Annotated in this window: 22 protein-coding genes; 11 read left to right on the top strand and 11 right to left on the bottom strand. The window is 57.3% G+C overall.

From position 1 onward, the window contains the following. Positions 1-7: 7 nt before the first annotated feature. Complete coding sequence (locus tag ACR0LL_RS12165; protein WP_480587003.1) at positions 8-451, top strand: NUDIX hydrolase; 444 nt, start codon at positions 8-10, stop codon at positions 449-451. Here the strand turns inward: ACR0LL_RS12165 and ACR0LL_RS12170 are convergent. Further along, positions 448-1,722: a PP2C family protein-serine/threonine phosphatase gene (locus ACR0LL_RS12170; protein ID WP_480587006.1), complete on the bottom strand. Its 1,275-nt coding sequence runs from the start codon at positions 1,720-1,722 to the stop codon at positions 448-450. The genes ACR0LL_RS12165 and ACR0LL_RS12170 overlap by 4 nt on opposite strands. 162 nt (positions 1,723-1,884) lie before the next feature. Here ACR0LL_RS12170 and ACR0LL_RS12175 point away from each other — a divergent pair, with 162 nt between their 5' ends. Next, entirely contained in the window at positions 1,885-2,214 is a 330-nt protein-coding gene (locus tag ACR0LL_RS12175) for an Hpt domain-containing protein (protein WP_480587009.1), read from the top strand. On the opposite strand, the gene ilvA is transcribed toward ACR0LL_RS12175, so the two are convergent. Both ilvA and ACR0LL_RS12185 read right to left on the bottom strand, forming a co-directional pair. Next, positions 2,211-3,437 carry a threonine ammonia-lyase IlvA gene (ilvA, locus tag ACR0LL_RS12180; protein WP_480587012.1) on the bottom strand — a complete coding sequence of 409 codons (1,227 nt, stop codon included), beginning with the start codon at positions 3,435-3,437 and terminating at the stop codon, positions 2,211-2,213. The two genes, ACR0LL_RS12175 and ilvA, sit on opposite strands and share 4 nt — an antisense overlap. A 58-nt stretch (positions 3,438-3,495) precedes the next feature. Continuing rightward, a complete protein-coding gene (locus tag ACR0LL_RS12185; protein ID WP_480587015.1) occupies positions 3,496-4,314 on the bottom strand; it encodes a hypothetical protein in 819 nt (272 codons plus the stop codon). 92 nt (positions 4,315-4,406) lie between these two features. Here ACR0LL_RS12185 and ACR0LL_RS12190 point away from each other — a divergent pair, with 92 nt between their 5' ends. From ACR0LL_RS12190 to msrA, 4 genes are all read left to right on the top strand, one after another. Further along, positions 4,407-5,633, top strand: coding sequence for an argininosuccinate synthase (locus tag ACR0LL_RS12190; protein WP_209506894.1), 1,227 nt, complete (start codon positions 4,407-4,409; stop codon positions 5,631-5,633). A gap of 32 nt (positions 5,634-5,665) precedes the next feature. Then, entirely contained in the window at positions 5,666-6,070 is a 405-nt protein-coding gene (locus ACR0LL_RS12195; protein ID WP_480487104.1) for a DUF1810 domain-containing protein, read from the top strand. A gap of 79 nt (positions 6,071-6,149) precedes the next feature. Then, complete coding sequence (locus ACR0LL_RS12200; protein WP_267363740.1) at positions 6,150-6,431, top strand: SCP2 sterol-binding domain-containing protein; 282 nt, start codon at positions 6,150-6,152, stop codon at positions 6,429-6,431. A 255-nt stretch (positions 6,432-6,686) separates the two neighbouring features. Then, positions 6,687-7,358: a peptide-methionine (S)-S-oxide reductase MsrA gene (gene msrA, locus ACR0LL_RS12205; RefSeq protein WP_480587018.1), complete on the top strand. Its 672-nt coding sequence runs from the start codon at positions 6,687-6,689 to the stop codon at positions 7,356-7,358. Here msrA and ACR0LL_RS12210 read toward each other — a convergent pair. Together ACR0LL_RS12210 and ACR0LL_RS12215 are read right to left on the bottom strand one after the other, a co-directional pair. Then, positions 7,355-8,227: a ribokinase gene (locus ACR0LL_RS12210; RefSeq protein WP_480587021.1), complete on the bottom strand. Its 873-nt coding sequence runs from the start codon at positions 8,225-8,227 to the stop codon at positions 7,355-7,357. The genes msrA and ACR0LL_RS12210 overlap by 4 nt on opposite strands. Positions 8,228-8,230: 3 nt before the next feature. Continuing rightward, entirely contained in the window at positions 8,231-10,486 is a 2,256-nt protein-coding gene (locus ACR0LL_RS12215; protein ID WP_267363735.1) for an NADP-dependent malic enzyme, read from the bottom strand. A 161-nt stretch (positions 10,487-10,647) separates the two neighbouring features. On the opposite strand from ACR0LL_RS12215, the gene mutS reads away from it, so the two are divergent. Then, complete coding sequence (mutS, locus tag ACR0LL_RS12220; protein WP_480587087.1) at positions 10,648-13,263, top strand: DNA mismatch repair protein MutS; 2,616 nt, start codon at positions 10,648-10,650, stop codon at positions 13,261-13,263. Between the two features lie 56 nt (positions 13,264-13,319). On the opposite strand, the gene ACR0LL_RS12225 is transcribed toward mutS, so the two are convergent. Both ACR0LL_RS12225 and hrcA read right to left on the bottom strand, forming a co-directional pair. Beyond that, positions 13,320-13,883, bottom strand: coding sequence for a nucleotide exchange factor GrpE (locus ACR0LL_RS12225; RefSeq protein WP_267363733.1), 564 nt, complete (start codon positions 13,881-13,883; stop codon positions 13,320-13,322). Positions 13,884-13,893: 10 nt separating this feature from the next. Then, positions 13,894-14,958: a heat-inducible transcriptional repressor HrcA gene (gene hrcA, locus ACR0LL_RS12230; protein WP_480587025.1), complete on the bottom strand. Its 1,065-nt coding sequence runs from the start codon at positions 14,956-14,958 to the stop codon at positions 13,894-13,896. Between the two features lie 112 nt (positions 14,959-15,070). Between hrcA and rph the strand changes: the two genes are divergently transcribed. From rph to ACR0LL_RS12250, 4 genes are read left to right on the top strand one after another with little or no spacing between them, the layout of a single operon-like run. Continuing rightward, on the top strand, positions 15,071-15,784 hold the full coding sequence (gene rph / locus ACR0LL_RS12235) for a ribonuclease PH (RefSeq protein WP_267363729.1): 714 nt from the start codon (positions 15,071-15,073) through the stop codon (positions 15,782-15,784). After that, complete coding sequence (rdgB, locus tag ACR0LL_RS12240) at positions 15,781-16,395, top strand: RdgB/HAM1 family non-canonical purine NTP pyrophosphatase (RefSeq protein ID WP_480587028.1); 615 nt, start codon at positions 15,781-15,783, stop codon at positions 16,393-16,395. The genes rph and rdgB overlap by 4 nt, the downstream gene beginning before the upstream one ends. Continuing rightward, positions 16,385-17,539, top strand: a complete 1,155-nt coding sequence (gene hemW, locus ACR0LL_RS12245) for a radical SAM family heme chaperone HemW (protein ID WP_480587030.1) — start codon at positions 16,385-16,387, stop codon at positions 17,537-17,539. Before rdgB ends, hemW begins: the two co-directional genes overlap by 11 nt. Positions 17,540-17,541: 2 nt before the next feature. Beyond that, entirely contained in the window at positions 17,542-17,895 is a 354-nt protein-coding gene (locus tag ACR0LL_RS12250; protein WP_480587032.1) for a YbaN family protein, read from the top strand. On the opposite strand, the gene ACR0LL_RS12255 is transcribed toward ACR0LL_RS12250, so the two are convergent. From ACR0LL_RS12255 to mnmG, 4 genes are read right to left on the bottom strand one after another with little or no spacing between them, the layout of a single operon-like run. Continuing rightward, positions 17,885-18,781, bottom strand: coding sequence for a ParB/RepB/Spo0J family partition protein (locus tag ACR0LL_RS12255; protein WP_480486918.1), 897 nt, complete (start codon positions 18,779-18,781; stop codon positions 17,885-17,887). The genes ACR0LL_RS12250 and ACR0LL_RS12255 overlap by 11 nt on opposite strands. 20 nt (positions 18,782-18,801) lie before the next feature. Next, positions 18,802-19,605: a ParA family protein gene (locus ACR0LL_RS12260; protein WP_480587034.1), complete on the bottom strand. Its 804-nt coding sequence runs from the start codon at positions 19,603-19,605 to the stop codon at positions 18,802-18,804. Further along, positions 19,598-20,218 (bottom strand): 16S rRNA (guanine(527)-N(7))-methyltransferase RsmG, encoded by a 621-nt coding sequence (rsmG, locus tag ACR0LL_RS12265; protein ID WP_480587037.1) that lies wholly within the window; start codon positions 20,216-20,218, stop codon positions 19,598-19,600. Before rsmG ends, ACR0LL_RS12260 begins: the two co-directional genes overlap by 8 nt. Then, positions 20,215-22,083 (bottom strand): tRNA uridine-5-carboxymethylaminomethyl(34) synthesis enzyme MnmG, encoded by a 1,869-nt coding sequence (mnmG, locus tag ACR0LL_RS12270; protein ID WP_480587040.1) that lies wholly within the window; start codon positions 22,081-22,083, stop codon positions 20,215-20,217. Before mnmG ends, rsmG begins: the two co-directional genes overlap by 4 nt. Positions 22,084-22,088: the final 5 nt, after the last annotated feature.

Genomic DNA, 22,088 nt, shown 5'->3' on the forward strand with positions numbered 1-22,088 from the left:
GCCATACATGATCAGGCGGTTCGGTGAAACCCCAGAGCCGGGGCGGAAATACACGCGACGGGTCGGTGTGTACGCACTTTTGCCCCGCAGAAGTCACCTTTTGCTGACCTGCCAGACAGAACCCGGACCCGACCTGCAATTGCCCGGCGGGGGTATTGATCCGGGCGAATCACCCGTTACCGCCCTGCATCGCGAAGTCATTGAAGAAACCGGGTGGCTTATTGCGGCCCCCCGGCGGATTGGTGCCTTTCGGCGCTTCACCTATATGCCGGAATATGACCTGTGGGCCGAGAAGGTCTGCCTGATCTATCGCGCCCGCCCCGTGCGACGCATAGGCCCGCCGTCCGAGGCGTTTCACGAAGCGCTGTGGATGGAAACTGCTGACGCCGTCGGTTTACTGGGAAATGACGGTGACCGGCACTTTGCCGAGTTGCATCTCGGGTCGCTTTAAGGTCCGTTATATTCAAAAAAGACGGCCGAGACATCATCGCCGATGCCGTCTTTGGGTGACATCACTTGCGTCAAACGCCAGAACATGTCGTCCAGAAACTCTGACCCGCCCCTTTTCGACATGCTCTGTTGGGCCATCTGACGCAAACCGTCTTCTTCCAGCAAGCCACCACCAGCCAGTTGGCATTCGGTAAACCCGTCCGAGTACAACAGCAGCTTGTCGCCGGGCTGCATCTGCGTCTCGATTTGTTGAAAGCGCGCATCTTCGATCAATCCTATGGGCAAGCCTCCGTCACCAAGAAACTCGGCGCGGCCACCCTGCCGCAGCAGCAGGGGGTGCGGATGCCCGGCCTGTACCATTTTCAGATGCCCGTTGCGCAGGTCAACGATGGCGTAAACCATGGTAAAATACTCTTCGATACCCTCATCGGCCATCAGGCGGGAATTGAGCGTTTCAGCCACGTATTTCGGTGGAAGAAGTGCATAAAACTTGTCGAACCTCCGCTCCATCGCGACGTTCTGATCGAAATGCTTGCTGGACAGGTACCCCCCCAATCGCGCCGTCATCATGGCCGAGGTGATACCATGGCCGGATACGTCGATGCTGTAGAACCCGAGCCGGTTCACCCCGGGCGAGAACATCCCCACCAGATCACCGCCGATATGACCACAGGGTTTCAGCAACAGACTGACTTGTGACTTCCCGAATGTCCGGGTCAGTTCGGGAACCAGCGATTCCTGAATTTTTCGCGCCTGCATCAGGTCCTTGTCAATCGCGTCATGCGCCAGCCTGAGTTCCTCGAGCGCAGATTCGATCAGGCGGTTTTTCTGTGAGAGCTCGCGCTGCATGTCCAGAATGCGCGCACCGGCTGAAATCCGGGCGCGCAGTTCGTCCGCCTCAAGCGGCTTGATCAGAAAATCGTCTGCCCCGGCATCCAGACCGCGCGCGACCTCCTGCTTTTCGCTTTTGGATGTCAGAAGGATGAAATAGCTGTATTGATCCGTTTCCAATGCCCGAAAGGCACAGCAAAATTCAAGGCCGCTCATCCCCGGCATGACCCAGTCGCTTAGCACAAGATCGGGCGGATTATCGACGCAAAGCGCCAAAGCGGCATGGCCTGTATCGGCCTCGATCACCTCGAACCCCCACTTCCTGAGAGAGGCCACCAGAATGCGCCGTTGCAGGCGGCTGTCATCCACCACCAGCACCGTGCGGATCGCGCCGAAATCCAGATCAGCTCTGGTTTCCTCAAGACTCGCACCCGGCACCATTTACCCTCTGCTCTGATGAGTTTCGTCACTGATGGCGACCCTATCGCCGACTGATTTAACATCCGGTGAAGAGTGACGATTGCCGAAGCGTGGCCCCGTTAACCTGCTTTTTACCGGGCGCGTCTATTCAGAACCATGACCATTCATTAGCTGGTGAATATCATGATCCACTGGGCCAGAGTCAGGCAGTTGCGGGATGAAGTCGGCCCCGAGGAATTCGACGAGGTGGTCGAGATATTTCTGGAAGAAGTGCAGGACGTGATCATCCGCCTGCGCCGCGACACCAACCGGGCCGAGCTGGAACAGAACCTGCATTTCCTGAAAGGCAGCGCGTTGAGCCTGGGGTTCGATCAATTCTCGAAACTCTGCCAGGATGGGGAACGGCAGGCCGCGGCAGGGCAAGGGACCGAGGTTGATCTGCCAGCACTTTTGGCCGTTTTCGACAGCTCGAAAACCGTGTTTGAAGCCGAGCTGAATGAGAAACTGAGCTAGATCACGAACTGTGCCAGCGTCTCGTCCTCGGTGATGTCGGTATAGGTGAACCCTGCATCGTCCAGATGGGCAAACAGGCGCATAAAGTTTTCCGGCTTGCGGGTTTCGATCCCGATCAGAACCGAACCGAAATTGCGCGCCGATTTCTTCATGTATTCGAACCGGGCGATATCATCCTCGGGGCCGAGAATATTCAGGAACTCTTTCAGGGCGCCGGGTCGCTGCGGCAGGCGCAGGATGAAGTACTTTTTCACACCGGAATACCGCTGCGCACGTTCCTTGACCTCGGGAAGGCGTTCGAAATCGAAATTGCCGCCGGATGTCAGGCAGACCACGGTCTTTCCACGCACAAAGCTTTGGATATCACCTACTGCCTCGATCGCCAGCGCCCCCGCAGGTTCCAGCACGATGCCTTCGACATTCAGCATCTCGATCATGGTGGTGCAGATACGGTCCTCGGACAGGACCAGAACGTCCGACAGGTGACGTGATTTCAACAACTCGAACGGCTTTTCACCGATCCGCCCGACCGCGGCGCCATCGACAAAGGTATCCACATGATCCAGCGAAACAGGGTGTCCTGCTGCCAGGGCTGCGCGCAGACAGGCCCCTCCGGCCGGTTCGACGAACAGGCAATGGGTGCGGTCCCCGAACCATGTAGCGACACCGGCGGACATGCCGCCTCCACCCACGGGAAGCACAACGTGATCGGGCGCACCGCCCATCTGCCTTTCGATTTCAACCGCCAGCGAGGCTTGCCCTTCGATCACATCGGCATCGTCAAAAGGCGACAGGAAATATCCGCCCTGCTGCGTGCACCATGCCTGAGCGGCAGCAAGCGTGTCATCGAAATAGTCACCGATCAGATGAATCTCGACGGTGTCCCCGCCAAAGATACGCGTTTTCTGGATCTTCTGCTGAGGCGTCGTGACCGGCATGAAGATCACGCCCCGGACCCCCATATGCTGGCACATATAGGCCACGCCCTGCGCGTGATTGCCCGCGCTGGCGCAGACGAACAGGTCCTGTCCCTGTTGCTTGCGCATGGCGTTAAAGGCACCGCGAATCTTGTAGGAGCGCACCGGGCTCAGGTCTTCGCGCTTGAGCCAGATATCCGCCCCATAACGTTCGGACAGGTGGGCATTGCGCTGCAACGGCGTTGCCGGGAAGACAGAGCGCATCGCCTCTTCGGCGGCGCGGGCGCGGGTCATGAAGTCGGTCATGACCGCTTCCCTGCCCCATCAGCGTGATAAGGGCAAGGAATACATATGTGTACGCCGCTCAGGAGAGTTCGCGTTTTTCGATAAAGACACCGTACATCGTGGTCAGGATGCTGACGTTGATCAGTGGAACGATCAGCATACTTGCGAAGAATACGATCAAGGCACCGATGATCGGGACGAATAGAAGAAGTGATGCCAATAGTTGTAGCGCAATCTGAAACAGCACGGACAAAACCAGCAGAACAATAATCGCCCCGTTTGCGCCCGATGTTGCCTTCCAGGCTTCAGCAATGGTCAGCGGCCTACCAATAGCTGCACCCGGCAGGATCGGCGTCAACCGATAGAAAACGGTACTAAGAAGCAAAACCATTACAGCCCAAGCCACTACGCCGACCAATTTCGAGATTTGGGAAAAAGCACTGAAAAGAAGCGCCGCAGGAATGAGCGCGACGCCCAGTAACAACATCAACATAAGGAGGTGACCAAAGTACGACAAAATGCGGTCGAGCCTGAGCGGTGGGATAAAGCCGGATGGGTATTCTTCAAGCAATACGAACCGGTGCCACGAAACAACGATCCAAAGCATGACACCGAACACAACCGCCATGAGACTCAGAAGAAATCCGGCAAAGGACACCGTTGTTACACCAGGGGGCAGTCCGTTCGTCTCTGCGTTGAAATCTTCAAATGGGAGGCCAAACAAAAAGTACAAGCCGATCACCAGAACGCCGCCAATAAGCGCCGGCACGACGGAAATCTGCATCGCCTGCTTCAAATTCCTCAGAACCATCTTCACCGAATGTACAAAAATCTCGAATCCCAACATCGAAAAAGCTGCCCTCTCAACCAATACTTGTTCTCTTTCCCAACGTTTCACCCCATTTCCCGGCCTTCGTCAACGCGCACCAACTTGCCCCCGCGTCCAAAACCCGCTAGGGGCCAATCGTTCTACGCATAAAGGGAAGTCAGATGTCCGCGCCCAAGAAAGTTGTTCTGGCCTATTCCGGTGGCCTTGATACCTCGATCATTCTGAAATGGCTGCAGACCGAGTATGGTTGTGAGGTCGTGACCTTCACCGCCGATCTGGGTCAGGGCGAGGAGCTGGAGCCCGCACGCCAAAAAGCCGAACTGCTGGGGATCAAGCCCGAGAACATCTATATCGAGGATATCCGCGAGGAGTTTGTCCGCGATTTCGTCTTCCCGATGTTCCGTGCCAATGCGCAATATGAAGGTCTGTACCTGCTGGGCACCTCGATCGCACGGCCGCTGATCTCGAAACGCCTGATTGAGATCGCTGCCGAAACCGGCGCTGATGCCGTCGCCCATGGTGCAACCGGCAAGGGCAACGATCAGGTGCGGTTCGAACTGGCGGCTTACGCGCTCAACCCCGACATCAAGGTCATTGCACCGTGGCGCGAGTGGGATCTGACCAGCCGCACCAAGCTGCTGGAATTCGCCGAGCAGAACCAAATTCCGATTGCCAAGGACAAACGCGGTGAGGCACCGTTCTCGGTCGATGCGAACCTGCTGCACACTTCTTCCGAGGGCAAGGTTCTGGAAGACCCCGCCGATATGGCCCCCGACTATGTCTACCAGCGCACCGTCCACCCCGAAGACGCCCCGAATGAGCCTGAGTTCATCGAAATCGGTTTTGAAAAAGGCGACGCGGTCAGCATCAATGGTGAGGCGATGAGCCCGGCCACGATCCTGACCAAGCTGAACGAATATGGCGGCAAGCACGGTATTGGCCGTCTGGACCTGGTCGAAGGCCGGTTCGTGGGCATGAAGTCGCGCGGCATCTACGAGACACCCGGCGGCACCATCCTGCTGGAAGCGCATCGTGGTATTGAATCGATCACAATGGACCGTGGCGCGATGCATCTGAAAGACCAGCTGATGCCGCAATATGCGGAACTCATCTACAACGGATTCTGGTACAGCCCCGAGCGCGAGATGCTGCAAGCCGCCATCGACAGGTCGCAAGAGCATGTCACCGGCACCGTCCGCGTGAAGCTGTACAAAGGTCTGGCCTCGACCGTGGGCCGCTGGTCGGATCATTCGCTGTACTCTGAGGCACATGTGACCTTCGAAGAGGATGCAGGTGCGTACGATCAGAAAGATGCGGCAGGCTTTATCCAGCTGAATGCGCTGCGTCTGAAACTGCTGGCTGCTCGGAACAAGCGCCTGTCCAAGTGATCGACGAAGACGATACCGACGACGAACTCGACATGTTCATCGAGGCGCAGGACACGGTTTGGGCCGATGTCCTGCGCGAACTTGAACAGGGGCAGAAAACCAGCCACTGGATGTGGTTCGTGTTTCCGCAACTGGCCGAGCTGGGCCAGTCCCATATGGCGCAGCTTTACGGCATTGAAGATCTGGACGAGGCGACACGCTATCTCAACCACCCGGAACTGCGCGACCGGCTTAGGCAGGCGGCCTCGCTGATGCTGCTGCACACGGGGCGCGATGCCCGCGACATTCTGGGCGGAATTGACGCGAAAAAGCTGCGGTCTTCGATGACATTGTTTTCATCTGTGGCAGATGCTCCGCCCGAGTTTCGTGCTGTTCTGGACGCCTTCTATGGCGGTAAGTCTTGTGACCGGACGGTTCAGATCCTCGGGGCATCGTGATCAGAAGTTCCAGTTGGGTCAGCCTTGCCTGTTCGGCACCTGACGCATTACGCATTCGGAAACCGTGAAAGGACCCCGAATGCTTCAGGACATCGCCGATGGAATTCAAAAAGGGCTGAACGGCAAAAGCTTTGACGGTTCACTGAAGTTCGATTGTGGCGCGGACGGTGTGATTGTTCTGGCGGACAATCAGGCATCGACGCAGGACCGGGACACGGATTGCACAATCCGCATCTCGCAGGAGAACCTGACCAAGCTGTTGACCGGAAAGCTGAATCCGATGACCGGCGTTGCTTTGGGCAAGCTCAAGATCTCGGGCAATATGGGTGTTGCGATGAAGCTGGGGCAATTGCTGGGCTGAGTTTACTGCAAAGCTGGCCTTTGTCCCAGGCCAGCCAGGCCGGTGGTCCCACCCGCGGTGTACTGCCGTTCCCCATCGGGATACCTATCGCGCATGATCCGTCGCAAATGAACGGTGGTTTCGCCCACCCTGCAAGTGGGCCGTTTACACATGATCGCAGACGATAAACTCGTCTCACCAGCGCGTGACATTGCATGACAGGCAATTGCAAGGGGGTCGAACCCGCGTCAATCTCACTTAAAAAGGAGACCTGACATGATGCGGACTGCTTATTTCGAAACCGTCAGACCAGCCCTTCTGTTTACACTGATTGCATTGGCTGCACTGTTGCGCGCACTGCCTGCCCCGGCTGCGGGAACCGAAACGCTGACGGTGGCTGGCGGGTGTTTCTGGTGCGTGGAATCCGATTTCGAATCCGTGCCCGGCGTAATCGGGGCGGTGTCCGGATATACCGGCGGCACATCTGCGGATCCGACATATGATCAGGTTTCAAAAGGGGGAACCGGCCACTACGAGGCGGTTCAGATCACGTTCGATCCGGCGCGGGTCTCTCGCGCGTCACTTCTGAACATGTTTTTCCGGTCGGTTGACCCGACAGACGCAGGTGGCCAGTTCTGCGATCGGGGCGACAGCTATCGAACTGCAATATTCGTCTCTAACACAGGTGAAAAGGCGCTGGCAGAACAAGCCATAGCAGACGCGCAGCAAGCGCTGGGCCAGACCATTGTCACCCCGGTTCTGAGCGCAGGACCCTTTTATCCCGCCGAGGCGTATCATCAGGATTATTACAAAGGCAACAAACTGGTCCTTACCCGCTTTGGACCAAAGCGCCAGCACAACGCCTACAAAGCGTATCGCAAAGCCTGTGGTCGTGACGCGCGCGTCAAGCAGCTTTGGGGCGGGGATGCCCCATTTGCAGGGTCCTAGTCAAAGGATGCGTCACGCACTTCTTTCAGATCGGGAATGACATCCGCCGTTCCGTGCCGCATGACCATCAGGGCTGCGGCGCGGTTTGCCTGCAAAATGGCCTGCTCCATTGGCATTCCGCGATCCATGCCCGCCAGCACATAGCCGGTGAAGGTGTCGCCTGCCCCTGTGGTATCCACCGCCCGCACCTTATGCGCGGGAAACTCGACCGGATCGTTGCCCTGCTGCAAATACCTTGCGCCTTTTGAGCCGAGGGTAACAATGACATGCCGAACAGGCAGATCGGCAATGCTCAGACCGGTTTCCTGACGCAGTTGCTCGGCCTCCACCTCATTCAGGATCAGGAAATCCAGAAAAGGCAGAACGCCCTGAACGGCTGATGCCTGAAACGGGGCCGCGGCATAACAGACGGTCAGGCCAAGCTTGCGCCCCAGCTGCGCCGCCTCAACCTGGGCATTGGTTTCATTCTGCAAGATCAGCAGATCACCGGTGTTTGCCGAGGCCAGCGCCTGCCCCAGATGGGCGGCTTCCAATGCGTGATTGGCCCCGGGATACAGGATAATCAGGTTCTCACCCTCGGCATCCACCGCAATGATGGCGTGGCCTGTGGGAACACCCACCTCAGAGATATGGCGCGTATCCACACCATATTCTGTCAGTCGATCCTTGGCCCAGCGCCCATCGGGCCCCACGGCACCTATATGGCTGACGCGTGATCCCGCACGCGCCGCGGCCACCGACATGTTGGCCCCCTTGCCGCCCAGGAACCGATCCAGCCTACGGGCAGCCAGAGTTTCCCCCGGTGCAGGCAGATGCGGCAGGTCATAGACCATATCCGCGTTGATCGAGCCGAGATTCCAGATCGTCATGATTTATCCGATGTCGCAAGAGGCCAGAATAGCCATGTTCAGAATATCGTTCGCGGTCGAGACGGTCGAACAGATCTGGATCGGCTTGTCGATGCCTGACAGGATCGGGCCGATCACGGTCGCACCACCCATTTCCTGCATCAGCTTGGTCGAGATTGATGCCGAATGCCGGGCCGGAACGATCAGGATATTCGCCGGACCGGTCAGGCGCGAGAACGGATAGGCCGCTTGCTGTTCGATGTTCAGGGCGACGTCCACCGTCATTTCACCCTCGTATTCAAAGTCGACGCCGCGCCGATCCAGAACAGCCGGGGCACGGTGCATCTTTTCGGCACGTTCTGACACCGGATAGCCAAAGGTCGAGAAGCTGACAAAAGCCACGCGCGGCTCCAGCCCCATATGCCGGGCAACTGCGGCCGAACGCTCGGCAATATTCGCCAGATCGTTTTCGTCGGGCCATTCATGTACCAACGTGTCGCCAATCAGAACAATCCGGCCTTTATGCAGCAAAGCTGTCACACCGGCGGCACCGTTGGCGGCATCGGCATCAAACACATGGTTGATCCGGTCAAGCACATGCGCGGACTTGCGGGTTGCGCCAGTGACAAGACCATCACCATGCCCATGGGCCAGCATCAGCGAGGAAAACACGTGCCTGTCCCGTGCGGCCAGACGGTGAATATCTTTACGGTCAAACCCCTTACGCTGCAGGCGCTGATACAGGAAGTTCGAATAGGTTTCGAGATGCGTGGTATTGGCCGCATTCACGACCTCGATTTCACGCACAGCGTCGCCCAGGCCCGTTGCTTCCAGTTTGGTCTTCACATCGTCCGGCCGACCCACCACAAGCGCCTTGCCGAAACCAGACCGCTGATACATGACCGCTGCGCGCAATACCCGGGGATCGTCGCCCTCGGCGAAAATCATGCGGCTTTGCGCCTGACGCGCTCGGGCGTTCAGACCGCGCAGGATGCTGGCGGTCGGGTCCATCCGGGATTTCAGACTCAGCTCATACGCGTCCATGTCGATGATCGGACGGCGCGCGGCACCGGTGTCCATCCCCGCCCTGGCAACAGCCGGTGGAATACGGTGGATCAAACGCGGGTCGAACGGGGTGGGGATGATATAGTCACGCCCAAAGGTCAGCGACTTGCCATAGGCCATTGCGACCTCATCCGGCACATCCTCGCGCGCCAGATTTGCAAGTGCGTGGGCACAGGCGATCTTCATCTCATCATTGATGGCGCGGGCGTGAATGTCCAACGCACCGCGGAACAGGTAGGGGAAACCCAAAACGTTATTCACCTGGTTTGGATAGTCGCTGCGCCCGGTGGCAACGATCGCATCCACGCGAACCTCGTGCGCTTCTTCCGGAGTGATCTCGGGGTCGGGGTTGGCCATCGCAAAGATGACAGGATTGTCGGCCATGCTGGCGACCATATCCTGCGTGACCGCGCCTTTCACCGAAACGCCCAGGAACACATCCGCCCCCTTCATCGCGTCTTCCAATGTGCGCAAGTCGGTTGTGATCGCGTGGGCCGATTTCCACTGGTTCATGCCCTCGGTCCGGCCCTGATAGATCACGCCTTTGGTATCGCAAACAATGCAGTTTTCGTGCCGCGCGCCCATTGCCTTGAGCAGTTCGATACAGGCAATCCCAGCCGCACCTGCGCCATTCAGAACGATTTTCACGTCCTCGATCTTCTTGCCCGAGATGTGCAGCGCGTTCAGCAGGCCCGCAGCACAGATCACGGCTGTGCCGTGCTGGTCATCGTGAAAGACGGGGATGTCCATCTCTTCTTTCAGACGCTGTTCAATGATGAAACACTCGGGCGCCTTGATGTCTTCCAGATTGATGCCGCCAAAGGTTGGCCCCATCAGACGCACTGCACGGCAGAATTCATCCGGGTCTTCGGTGTCCAGTTCGATATCGATCGAGTTCACGTCGGCGAACCGTTTGAACAGGACCGATTTGCCTTCCATGACCGGTTTCGAACCCAGCGCGCCAAGGTTACCAAGGCCCAGCACCGCCGTCCCGTTCGAGATTACGGCCACCAAGTTGCCCTTGTTGGTATAGTCATAGGCCGTTTCCGGGTTTTCAGCGATGGCCTCGCAGGGAACGGCCACGCCCGGGCTGTAGGCCAGCGACAGGTCACGCTGCGTTGTCATGGGGACGGTGGCCTGCACCTCCCACTTGCCGGGGGTGGGGTCCAGGTGAAAGGCCAATGCCTCTTCTTTGGTGATCTTCGCTTTGGGCATCTTAAATGTCGTTTCCATGACTTCAGGGCTGACGCCTCATAGCGCAGGAGAACGCCCGCCTCAACGAGAATGAGTTTTCGGCTTTTACAGAAGATGCGGGATTTGTAAGGTCGCGCCCGGAATACGCCAAAAGGGGACCGATTTTGTCCACAGTCACGCCAATGATGGCGCAATACCTCGAAATCAAACAGGCCCACGCGGATGCCCTGCTGTTTTATCGCATGGGTGATTTCTATGAGATGTTCTTCGAGGATGCCGTCAACGCTGCCGAAGCGCTGGATATCGCGCTGACCAAGCGTGGCAAGCACAATGACGAAGACATCCCGATGTGCGGCGTGCCGGTGCATTCGGCCGAAGGATACCTTCTGACACTGATCCGCAAGGGCTTTCGCGTTGCGGTCTGCGAACAGATGGAAAGCCCGGCCGAAGCGAAGAAAAGAGGCTCTAAATCGGTCGTAAAGCGTGATGTCGTGCGACTGGTCACACCCGGAACACTGACCGAAGATGCGTTGCTTGAGGCGCGCCGGCACAACTTTCTGGCTGCCTATGCCGAGGTCCGGGACGAGGCCGCGCTTGCCTGGGCCGATATTTCGACGGGCGCGTTTCACGTGATGCCCCTGACCTCGGTCCGGCTCAGCCCCGAGCTTGCCCGGCTTGCGCCCTCTGAACTGATCGTGGCCGATGGGGCGCAGGAAAAGCTGAACGAAACGCTGGTTGATCTGGGGATTTCACTGACCCCGGTCGGGCGCGCCAGTTTCGACAGCACGGCGGCGGAAAAGCGCATCTGCGGGCTGTTTCACGTGGGCGCCTTGGACGCGTTCGGAAATTTCGGCCGCGCCGAAGTGTCCGCGATGGGCGCGCTGATCGACTATCTGGAGATTACGCAAAAGGGCAAACTGCCCCTGTTGCAAACGCCGCTGAAAGAATCTGAGGATCGAGTCGTTCAGATCGACGCTGCAACGCGCCGCAATCTGGAACTGACCCGCTCGCTGTCCGGCGGGCGCGCAGGATCGCTTCTTTCTGTCGTTGACCGAACCGTTACCCCCGGTGGAGCGCGATTGCTGGAACAGCGGCTTTCCAGCCCTTCTCGAAATCTGGATGTGATCCATGCCCGGCTTGATGCAGTCAGTTTCGCCGCTGGTGACAGCCTGATCGCGTCTGATCTGCGCGAAGCCTTGCGCAAAACCCCGGATCTGGACCGCGCCCTGTCGCGTTTGTCCTTAGAACGCGGCGGGCCTCGTGACCTGACAGCCATTCGCAATGGCCTGACCCAGGCGGCCACGATTGCCGAAAGCTGCACCGGTCAGGATTTACCAGTGTTGCTGGCAACCGCGCTTCAGAACCTTGTTGGCTTCGATGACTTGCTGACCTTGCTGGACGAGGCGTTGGTGGCCGAGCCCCCGCTTCTGACCCGCGACGGAGGCTTTATCGCACCAGGTTTTGACGCTGAACTGGACGAGGCCCGCACCCTGCGTGACGAAGGCCGGTCCGTCATCGCCGGGTTTCAACGAAATTACGTCGAACACACCGGCATCACCTCGCTGAAAATCAAGCACAACAACGTGCTGGGCTATTTCATCGAAACCACGGCCACCCATGCCGAAAAGATGCTGAACCCACCCTTTAGCGAAACCTACATCCATCGCCAGACGACAGCCAATCAGGTGCGGTTTACAACCGTCGAACTGTCCGAGATTGAAACGCGTATCCTGAACGCCGGGAATCTGGCGCTGGAGATCGAAAAGCGGCTCTATCAAAGGCTCTCTGGCGCTATCTTGGACCTTGCTTCCCGATTGAATCAAGCCGCCCGCGGGCTTGCCGAACTGGACCTGACGACCGCTCTGGCTGATCTTGCGCGGGGTGAAAACTGGTGCCGTCCAAAGGTTGATGCCTCTCGCGCATTCAATGTGCAGGGCGGTCGACACCCGGTTGTGGAACACGCCCTCCGGCAGCAAAGCGGCGATGCATTCATTTCCAATGATTGCGATCTGACCGTCGAAAACGGCGCAGCGATATGGTTACTGACGGGTCCGAACATGGCCGGTAAGTCAACCTTTCTGCGCCAGAACGCCCTGATCGCACTGCTTGCCCAAATGGGCAGCTACGTTCCGGCCGAAGAGGCGCATATTGGCGTCGTCAGTCAGCTGTTCAGCCGCGTCGGAGCCTCCGACGATCTGGCACGGGGGCGGTCGACCTTCATGGTCGAAATGGTGGAAACCGCCGCCATCCTGAATCAGGCCGATGACCGTGCATTGGTGATCCTGGACGAAATCGGTCGTGGCACCGCCACCTATGATGGCCTGTCCATCGCCTGGGCCACATTGGAACACCTGCACGCGGCCAACAAGTGTCGCGCATTGTTTGCCACGCATTATCATGAGCTTACGGCTTTGGCCGGTAAACTCGAAGGTGTCGATAACGCCACCGTAGCGGTCAAAGAGTGGGATGGCGAAGTCATCTTCCTGCACGAGGTTCACAAGGGCGCGGCAGATCGGTCTTATGGGGTGCAGGTTGCGCAGCTGGCCGGTTTACCCGCTTCTGTCGTCGAACGTGCCCGGGTGGTTCTGGACCAGCTTGAAAAAACCGAACGCGAAGGCGGTAAGCAAAAGGTGCTGATTGACGACCTGCCGCTGTTCTCGGCAGCCGCGCCGCCACCCCCGCCCGCACCGAAAACCTCGCCGGTGACCGAGATGCTGGAGGGTGTCCTGCCCGACGAACTGACCCCGCGCGAGGCGCTGGATCTGATCTACAAATTGAAAGAGGCGGCCAGATCCTGACCGCCCTTCATCTTTTCAAAAATACTCTCCCCGAAGGCTTGGCTTTTAAAAGCCAATCAGCTTGCTGGCGTTGAAGAGACCCCGACCTGAGCCGGACGCAACAGGCGGTCGTACAGCATGAAACCCTCGGCAGACACCTGGATGATGTCCCCTGCCCGCGTGCCCGGGACCGGGGCCTCGAACATTGCTTCGTGCACATTCGGATCAAACCGGTCGCCAACCTGGGGTGTAATCACTTCGATCCCGTGTTTCTGGAACACATCCTTCAGAGCGCGCATGGTCAGTTCGACGCCTTCCAGCAGTCCGGCAGCAACCTCTTTCTGCTCGTCAGTCGCGGCCTCAAGCGCGCGCTTCATGTTGTCGTAAACGGGCAGCATATCGCGGGCCAGCTTGGAACCGCCATACTGTTCGGCATCGCGGCGCGCCTTGTCACCGCGTTTGCGCGCGTTCTCGGCGTCGGCAAGCGCGCGCATGAATTTGTCTTTATACTCATCCCGCTCAGCGCGCAGCTCGTCCAGCTCCAACGCCTCGTCACTGATCTCAGCAAACTCCTCGGCCAGCTCTTCCGCTTCTGCCGCCATGATATCGTCCAGAAAATCTTCGTTCTTGGGCTCTGCCATCTCTTACCCTCTAGCTCCGGTCGGATATCAGCTTGCCGACCAGTTGCGCCGTATAATCCACGATCGGCACGATCCGTCCATAATTCAGACGCGTGGGTCCGATGACCCCGACCGCACCGATTATCTTTCGATCAGAGTTCATATATGGAGACACCACCAAAGAGGAACCCGAAAGTGAGAAAAGTTTGTTCTCAGACCCAATAAAAATGCGCACACCCTCGCCGCCTTCCGTCAATTCGAGGAAATCCGCGATGTCGCGCTTGCGCTCCAAATCATCGAACAGGCTGCGAATACGCTCCAACTCTCCGGCCTGACCGGGTTCGTTCAACAGATTCGCCCGCCCCCGCACGATCAAACGGGCCGAGTCGGCTCCGTCTCCGTCCCAGGCCGCCAGCCCACTTTCCACCAGATCGCGCGCCAGCGCATCTATTTCCTGCTTGCGCGCCTGAATCTGTTTCTGCATTTGACGGCGCACTTCACTGAGCGTGCGCCCCTCGATCAGCGCATTCAGAAAATTCGCAGCCTCGCGCATCGAACTGGGCGTCTGGCCGGGCGGCGGTGTGAACAGGCGATTTTCAACATGGCCGTCAGAAAAGACCAGCACCACCAAAGCCTTGTCATGCCCCAAGGAGACAAACTCGATATGTTTGATTTCGGCCTCATGCTTTGGTGTCAGAACCAGCGACGCACCTTGTGTCACGTGTGACAGAGCTGACCCGACCCGATCCAGCATTCCGCCAACATCACCTGTGTTAGAGCCTAAAGTCTCTTCCAGTTTTTGCTTGTCGTCGACGCCCAGGTCGCCAACCTCAAGCAAACCGTCCACGAACATACGCAGTCCTTGCTGCGTCGGTACCCGACCCGCGCTGATATGCGGGCTGTCCAAAAGACCCAGAAATTCCAGGTCCTGCATCACGTTGCGCACGGTTGCGGCGCTGACCTTTTCCGACAGGGTGCGCGTCAGGGTGCGGCTTCCAACCGGTTCTCCGCTTTCCAGATAACTTTCAACGATCAGCCGGAACACCTCGCGCGACCGGTCGTTCATCTCGTCCAGAATTTTGCTCGCTTCACTCATGCGTTTTCCCCTGCTGGTTCATCATTAAATAGCAGGCAAATGAAAGGTCAATCGGGGTTGCATCGTAACGCTGCGGGGCGGTATCCCCAACCCAGCAAACAAAGGATTTCCCATGCGACCCTCTGGAAGAGACTTAAGTGAAATGCGCGCCGTTTCAATTGAAACGGGGTTCACCAAACATGCCGAAGGTTCCTGCCTGATCAAAATGGGCGATACACATGTTCTGTGTACCGCTACGATCGAAGATCGCGTACCCCCTTTCATCAAAGGTTCGGGGCTAGGCTGGGTCACCGCCGAATACGGTATGCTGCCCCGCGCCACCAATACCCGGATGCGGCGTGAAGCGGCCTCGGGCAAGCAAGGCGGGCGTACGGTGGAAATCCAGCGCCTGATTGGTCGCGCCCTGCGCGCCGGCGTCGACCGGGTTGCACTGGGCGAACGTCAGATCACCGTTGATTGCGATGTGATCCAGGCCGATGGCGGCACCCGCTGTGCCTCGATCACCGGCGGCTGGGTTGCGCTGCGACTGGCCGTTAACAAACTGATGAAAGCAGGTGACGTGATTTCAGATCCGCTGGTTGATCCGGTCGCCGCCGTGTCCTGCGGGATCTATGCGGGCCAGCCTGTGCTGGACCTTGACTATCCGGAAGACAGCGAGGCCGGTGTCGACGGCAACTTTATCATGACCGGATCAGGCAAACTGATCGAGGTCCAAATGAGCGCCGAAGGTTCTGTTTTCAGCCGCGCCCAGATGGATCAGCTGGTGGATCTGGCGGAAAAAGGCGTTGCCGAGCTGGCCGCAGCCCAGAAAGCCGCCACCGCATGACCCGTAAGTTTGACAGCGACAGGCTTCTGGTCGCGACCCACAACAAAGGCAAGCTTGAGGAGATGGAGCATCTCCTCGAACCTTTCGGCGTGACGGTTGTGGGTGCGGCGGACATGGACCTGCCCGAACCGGAAGAGACCGAGGACACCTTTGTCGGCAACGCCCGGATCAAGGCCCACGCCGCCGCAAAGGCCACCGGGCTGCCTGCCCTGTCAGACGATTCCGGAATCACCATCGACGCGCTGGACGGCGCGCCGGGTGTTTATACCGCGGATTGGGCCGAAACTGCCAATGGGCGCGACTTCCTGATGGCGATGACCCGCGCGCATACTGAGCTAGAGGCAAAGAACGCCCCCCATCCCCGCACAGCGCAATTCCGAAGCACACTGGTGCTGGCCTGGCCTGATGGGCATGATGAGGTGTTTGAAGGCATTGCCCCCGGTCATTTGGTCTGGCCCATCCGCGGCGAAGGTGGATTCGGCTATGACCCGATGTTTGTTCCCGAAGGATACGACATTACCTTTGCCGAGATGGATCGCTGGGAAAAGAACAAGATCAGCCATCGCGGTCGCGCGGTTGAGAAGTTCGTGAAAGGCTGCTTTGGCGGATGATTGGCGCAACGGGGGCTTTGGCCTGTACGTACATTGGCCCTTTTGCGAGGCCAAATGCCCCTATTGCGACTTCAACAGCCATGTTTCCAAGAATATCGATCAAAAACAATGGCGTGACGCCTATCTGAGCGAATTGCGGCGCTCGGCCGTCGAAACCCCGGATCGGGTGCTCAACACGATCTTTTTCGGCGGTGGAACCCCGTCGCTGATGGACCCGGAAACCGTTGCTGCCGTGATTGGTGAGGCCCGTGCGCTCTGGCGCCCTTCCAACACCATGGAAATCACGCTGGAGGCAAATCCCGGATCGGTCGAGGCCGGGCGGTTCGCGGCCTATCGTGATGCAGGTGTCAACCGGATATCGATGGGCGTGCAGGCGCTCAACGATGAAGACCTGCGCCGCTTGGGGCGGATTCACACTGTGGCCGAGGCCCGCGCTGCCTTTGACATCGCCCGTGATTGTTTTGAACGGGTCAGCTTTGACCTGATCTATGCCAGACAGCACCAAACGCTGGATGCCTGGCGGGCCGAGTTGAACGAAGCTTTGTCCATGGCCGTGGATCACCTGTCGCTGTATCAACTGACAATCGAAGATGGCACCGCTTTTGGCGATCGTTATGCTGTCGGAAAACTGCGCGGCTTGCCCGAAGATGACAGTGCGGCCGACATGTACCTTGCAACACAAGAGATTTGCGAGAAACACGGCCTGCCCGCCTATGAGGTGTCCAACCACGCCCGCCCCGGTGCAGAGTCGCAGCACAATCTGGTCTATTGGCGTTACGGGGATTATGTCGGCATTGGCCCCGGCGCTCATGGGCGGATTACTGTGGATGGTCAAAAACACGCGACCGAGACCCATCTGAACCCGCAACGTTGGCTTGACGCCGCCACGAAGGGTTGCGGAGAAAAGAAACGCTATGTCCTTTCGCTTGAAGATCAGGCGAACGAATACCTTATGATGGGCATGAGGATTTCAGAAGGACTAGATGTAGATAGGTGGGAGGCCCTGTCGGGCCGTCCACTTACAGACGAAACCGTGGACCATCTGGTCGGCATTAATATGATTGAACGTGATAACAACAGACTCAGAGCAACACCAGCGGGGCGCGCCGTGCTGAATGCTGTAATCCGGGAATTGATGGGCTAGATATGCAGTATCTTTGGGCGGGGCTGGGATTGCTTTGCGTTGCGATGGCCGCGATTGGGGTTGTTCTGCCTCTTCTTCCAACGGTTCCGTTTTTGTTGCTGGCAGCGTTTTTCTTTGCGCGATCCTCTTCACGGTTGCACAACTGGCTTCTGTCGCACCGGATTTTCGGGCCAATGATACTGGATTGGCAGAGTTCGGGCGCAATACGCCCGGCCGCAAAAAAGGCAGCTACCCTGTCGGTCGCCGCCGTTTTAGGAGTGTCTTTGCTCTTATCCGTTCCGTCCTTCGTGCTGATCCTTCAGGTCATTGTTCTGGGCGGCGTCCTGATATTTATCTGGACGCGCCCTAACGGCTGAGCTTTGCACAAAGATCGTCAAGCTGATCCAGGTTTTCATACGTCAGAACAACCTGACCGGATTCCGTTCCCGCCTTGTGGTTGATCGAGACTTTCATGGCCAAAATAGCGGACAGGTCTTTTTCCAGCGCGCGCGTATCAGCATCTTTTCCGGCATCCAGATTTCTGGATCTGGGAGCAGGTCGTGCAGTGTCGCCCTGCTGCTGTTTCTTGACCAGCGCTTCGGTAGCGCGCACAGACAAACCATCCTTGACGATCAGTTTTGCCAATTCCGAGGGATTTTCCGCCGTAATCAGCGCCCGCGCATGACCAGCCGATAATTTCCCTTCAATTACAAGAGTTTGCACGTCAATTGGCAGAGACAAAAGCCGCAACAGGTTCGCAATATGGCTGCGGCTTTTCCCCAAAGCCTCAGCAAGCTTTTCCTGCGTGTGGCCAAAGCGATCCATCAACTGCCTGTATCCGGCGGCCTCTTCCACCGCGTTCAGATCAGCGCGCTGGATGTTTTCGATGATCGCAACTTCCAGTACCTCGGTATCATCGAATTCGCGCACAATCACAGGGATCTCGTGCAGCTGCGCCATCTGAGCAGCCCGCCACCGGCGTTCACCAGCGACGATTTCGTATTCTCCGACCCCTGTTGGACGTACGATCAAGGGTTGGATGATACCTTTTTCCCGAACCGACGCGGCAAGCTCATCCAATTGTTCGGGCTGAAATGTGCGTCGCGGCTGATTTGGGTTTGCCTTCAGCTTTTCAATCGGAACCTTCAGATCAGGTCTGCGCACGTCAGATGGTACTCGGTTGCCCGCCTCTGGATTAACGTCCGCCATGAGTGCGGATAATCCGCGGCCCAACCCTCTGGATTTCGCTTTCCTGGTGCTCATGTCGGCCTCCTCTCCACCGCTCATGCTGCGGTCTTGTTGTTCTTATGCAAGATCTCACGGGCCAGATGCCGATACGCCATCGCACCAAGTGATCCCGAGTCATACTGCAATACCGGCAGCGCATAGGATGGCGCCTCGCTGACCCGCACATTCCTGGGTATCTTTGTTTTAAAAACCATCTCGCCCAAATTGTCACGCGCATCCTTTTCGACCTGGCGGGACAAGTTGTTGCGGTTGTCATACATAGTTAACACAACACCTTCGATTCTCAGGTCTGGATTCGCGGTTTGCCGGACCTCCCGAATTGTCAGCATCAATTGCGAAAGACCCTCCAGCGCAAAGAACTCACTTTGCAGCGGTACTAGGACAGAATGGGCGGCAACCATCGCGTTTACCGTCAAGAGGTTCAGTGACGGCGGGCAATCTATCAGGATGAAATCCAGCTCAAACGCGTCCACCGCCGTCTGACGCAGCGCATCATGCAAAAGATAACTGCGTTTTTCGTTGGAAATCAGCTCGATATCCGCCGAGCTCAGGTCGACCGTTGCAGGGACAACCAAAAGGTTCTCGATCTCCGTCTCTTGAACCACTGCCTCCAAAGGCGCGTCGTCCAGAATGAGGTCATAAGTGGTCCAATCCCGATCTTCGACCCCTAATCCGGTGGATGCGTTCCCTTGTGGATCGAGGTCAACCACCAATACCCTGCAACCAGCTTCGGCCAGTCCTGCCGCCAGGTTGATCGCTGTGGTTGTTTTCCCTACTCCGCCCTTCTGATTGGCAACCGCTATTATCCGGGGTCCGGACGGTCGAGACAGATCAACCACGTGATACTCCTTTGATCTTAAGGATAACGGCCTGAGGTTCAGTTAAACTTGTAATGGCCTCAGTATCGAAATTCCATTCCCCACGCGCTTCTTCCAGCTCTTTTTTCCAGTTTGCACCTTTGGGCAACAGCGCTGTCCCGTTTTCACCTAAATGTCTGTCACAAAACGATAACAATGTACGCAAATCCGCCAGCGCGCGCGCCGAAACGATGTTTGCGTCCAGGGGTTCAACCACCTCAATCCGCTTAGAAATCACTTTACACGACACGCCACATTCACGGGCAACGTTACGCAGAAATGCCGATTTTCGCTGGTCGCTTTCCACAAGAGAGAAACTGGCGGCCGGAACTTCCTCGGCCGCAATAATGGCGCACACCATTCCGGGGAACCCGCCGCCACTGCCAAGGTCCACCCAGGTGTCAAACGTTTCAGCGCATCGAAAAACCTGGACAGAATCCAGAATATGCCGATCCCAAATGAATTCTAGGCTATTGCGCGAAACAAGATTTATCCTGGGGTTCCAGCGGTTCACCAGATCAACATAGATTTTCAGACGCTCAAATGTTTCACGTGAAACATTCAAGCCATCAAACTTGGAATAATCGACCGTCATGCCTGGCGTGCTCGTTGATCGCGGCGCAATTTCGCCAGGACAAGGGTCAGGGCAGCCGGTGTAACGCCTTCGACACGGCTTGCTTGCGCTATGTTCGACGGCTTGGCCTGCGACAGTTTTTGCTTCATCTCAGAAGACAGCCCGTCCAAGCCAAAATAGTCAAACTCACGTGGGATAACATAGGATTCATCCCGCTTCATGGCCTCAACATCGCGCTTTTGCCGATCGATATAGTTTGCGTAAAGCGCGTCGCGTTCGATTTGAAGCCGGATCGCCACGTCTACATCTTGTAGATCAGGTATCAGAGGGAACAAGTCCTCGAAGGATGTATCCGGAAATGCCAGAATCGCCATTCCATCTCGGCGGTTTCCATCCTGGTTGACGTTAATCCCAGCCGAAAGAACTTCCCTGGGTGTGTATGTGCGTGCGGTCAACTTGGATTTCGCCGCATCAAGCTGGCTCATTTTCTTTTCAAAATGCGCCTGTCGCTTCTCTCCGACACAACCAAGTTCCAACCCAATCGGTGTCAAACGTTGATCGGCATTATCTGCGCGCAAAGACAGGCGGAATTCAGCTCTGGAGGTAAACATTCGATAGGGCTCAGCCACACCACGGGTCGTCAGGTCGTCTATCATCACGCCGATGTAGCTGTCTGATCTGGTGAAAATGACCGGTTCGCGGCCCTGTACGTCTAGCGCCGCGTTGAGACCAGCAACCATCCCTTGTGCTGCGGCTTCCTCATATCCTGTGGTTCCGTTGATCTGCCCTGCCAGATATAGTCCCGGAACGTCGGGTAGCGACAAGGACGCGGTTAAGATACGAGGGTCCACATAATCATATTCAATCGCATAGCCCGGTTGCAGAATATTTGCCTTTTCAAGTCCTTTGATCGACCGAACATATTCCAACTGCACGTCCTGAGGCAGTGACGTTGAAATACCGTTGGGATAAATCGTGTGGTCATTTACGCCTTCGGGCTCAAGGAAAACCTGATGCGAGTCCTTATCTGCAAAGCGCACAATCTTGTCTTCGATCGAAGGGCAGTATCTTGGACCTATGCCATCGATATGGCCACCATACATCGCCGATTTTGAGAGGTTTGCTTCGATGATTTCATGCGTCTTTGCATTGGTGTGTGTAATACCGCAGGAAATCTGAGGCGCGACAACCGATGTTGACAGGAAAGAAAACAAGGTCGGGTCCTCATCCCCGTCTTGTTTTTCCAAACCCGACCAGTTGATCGTGCGCCCATCCAGACGCGGCGGTGTGCCGGTTTTCAAGCGTCCCAGCGGAAGGTTATAGCTATCCAACCTCTCGGCCAGTTTTATTGACGGGCGATCTCCCATTCGCCCACCAGCCCGTGACACGTCGCCGATATGGATGACGCCGCGCAGGAAGGTTCCGGAAGTCAGAACAACGGCTTTGGCGTACACTTCCGACCCTTCTCCGAGCACGACACCGGCGACACGGTGTCCGTCCATCAGAAAGTCTACAACCTCCCCAACGATAACGGACAGGTTTTCCTGATTGCTGATTTCGTTTTGCATCGCCGCCCGGTACAAGGCGCGATCTGCCTGCGTTCTGGGACCCTGAACAGCCGGACCTTTTCGCCGGTTTAACAGTCGAAACTGAATACCAGCCTGGTCGGCGACACGGCCCATTACGCCATCCAGCGCGTCAATCTCTCGTACTAGATGTCCCTTCCCTAACCCGCCGATGGCCGGGTTGCAGGACATGACGCCAATATCGGTCGCGGACAAAGTCACCAAAGCGGTTTTCGCACCCATCCTGGCAGCGGCGTGCGCAGCCTCCGTACCGGCATGACCAGCCCCAACCACGATGACATCAAAGTTTGAATGTTTCACGTGAA

This window comes from Ruegeria sp. AI2 (assembly GCF_056541275.1).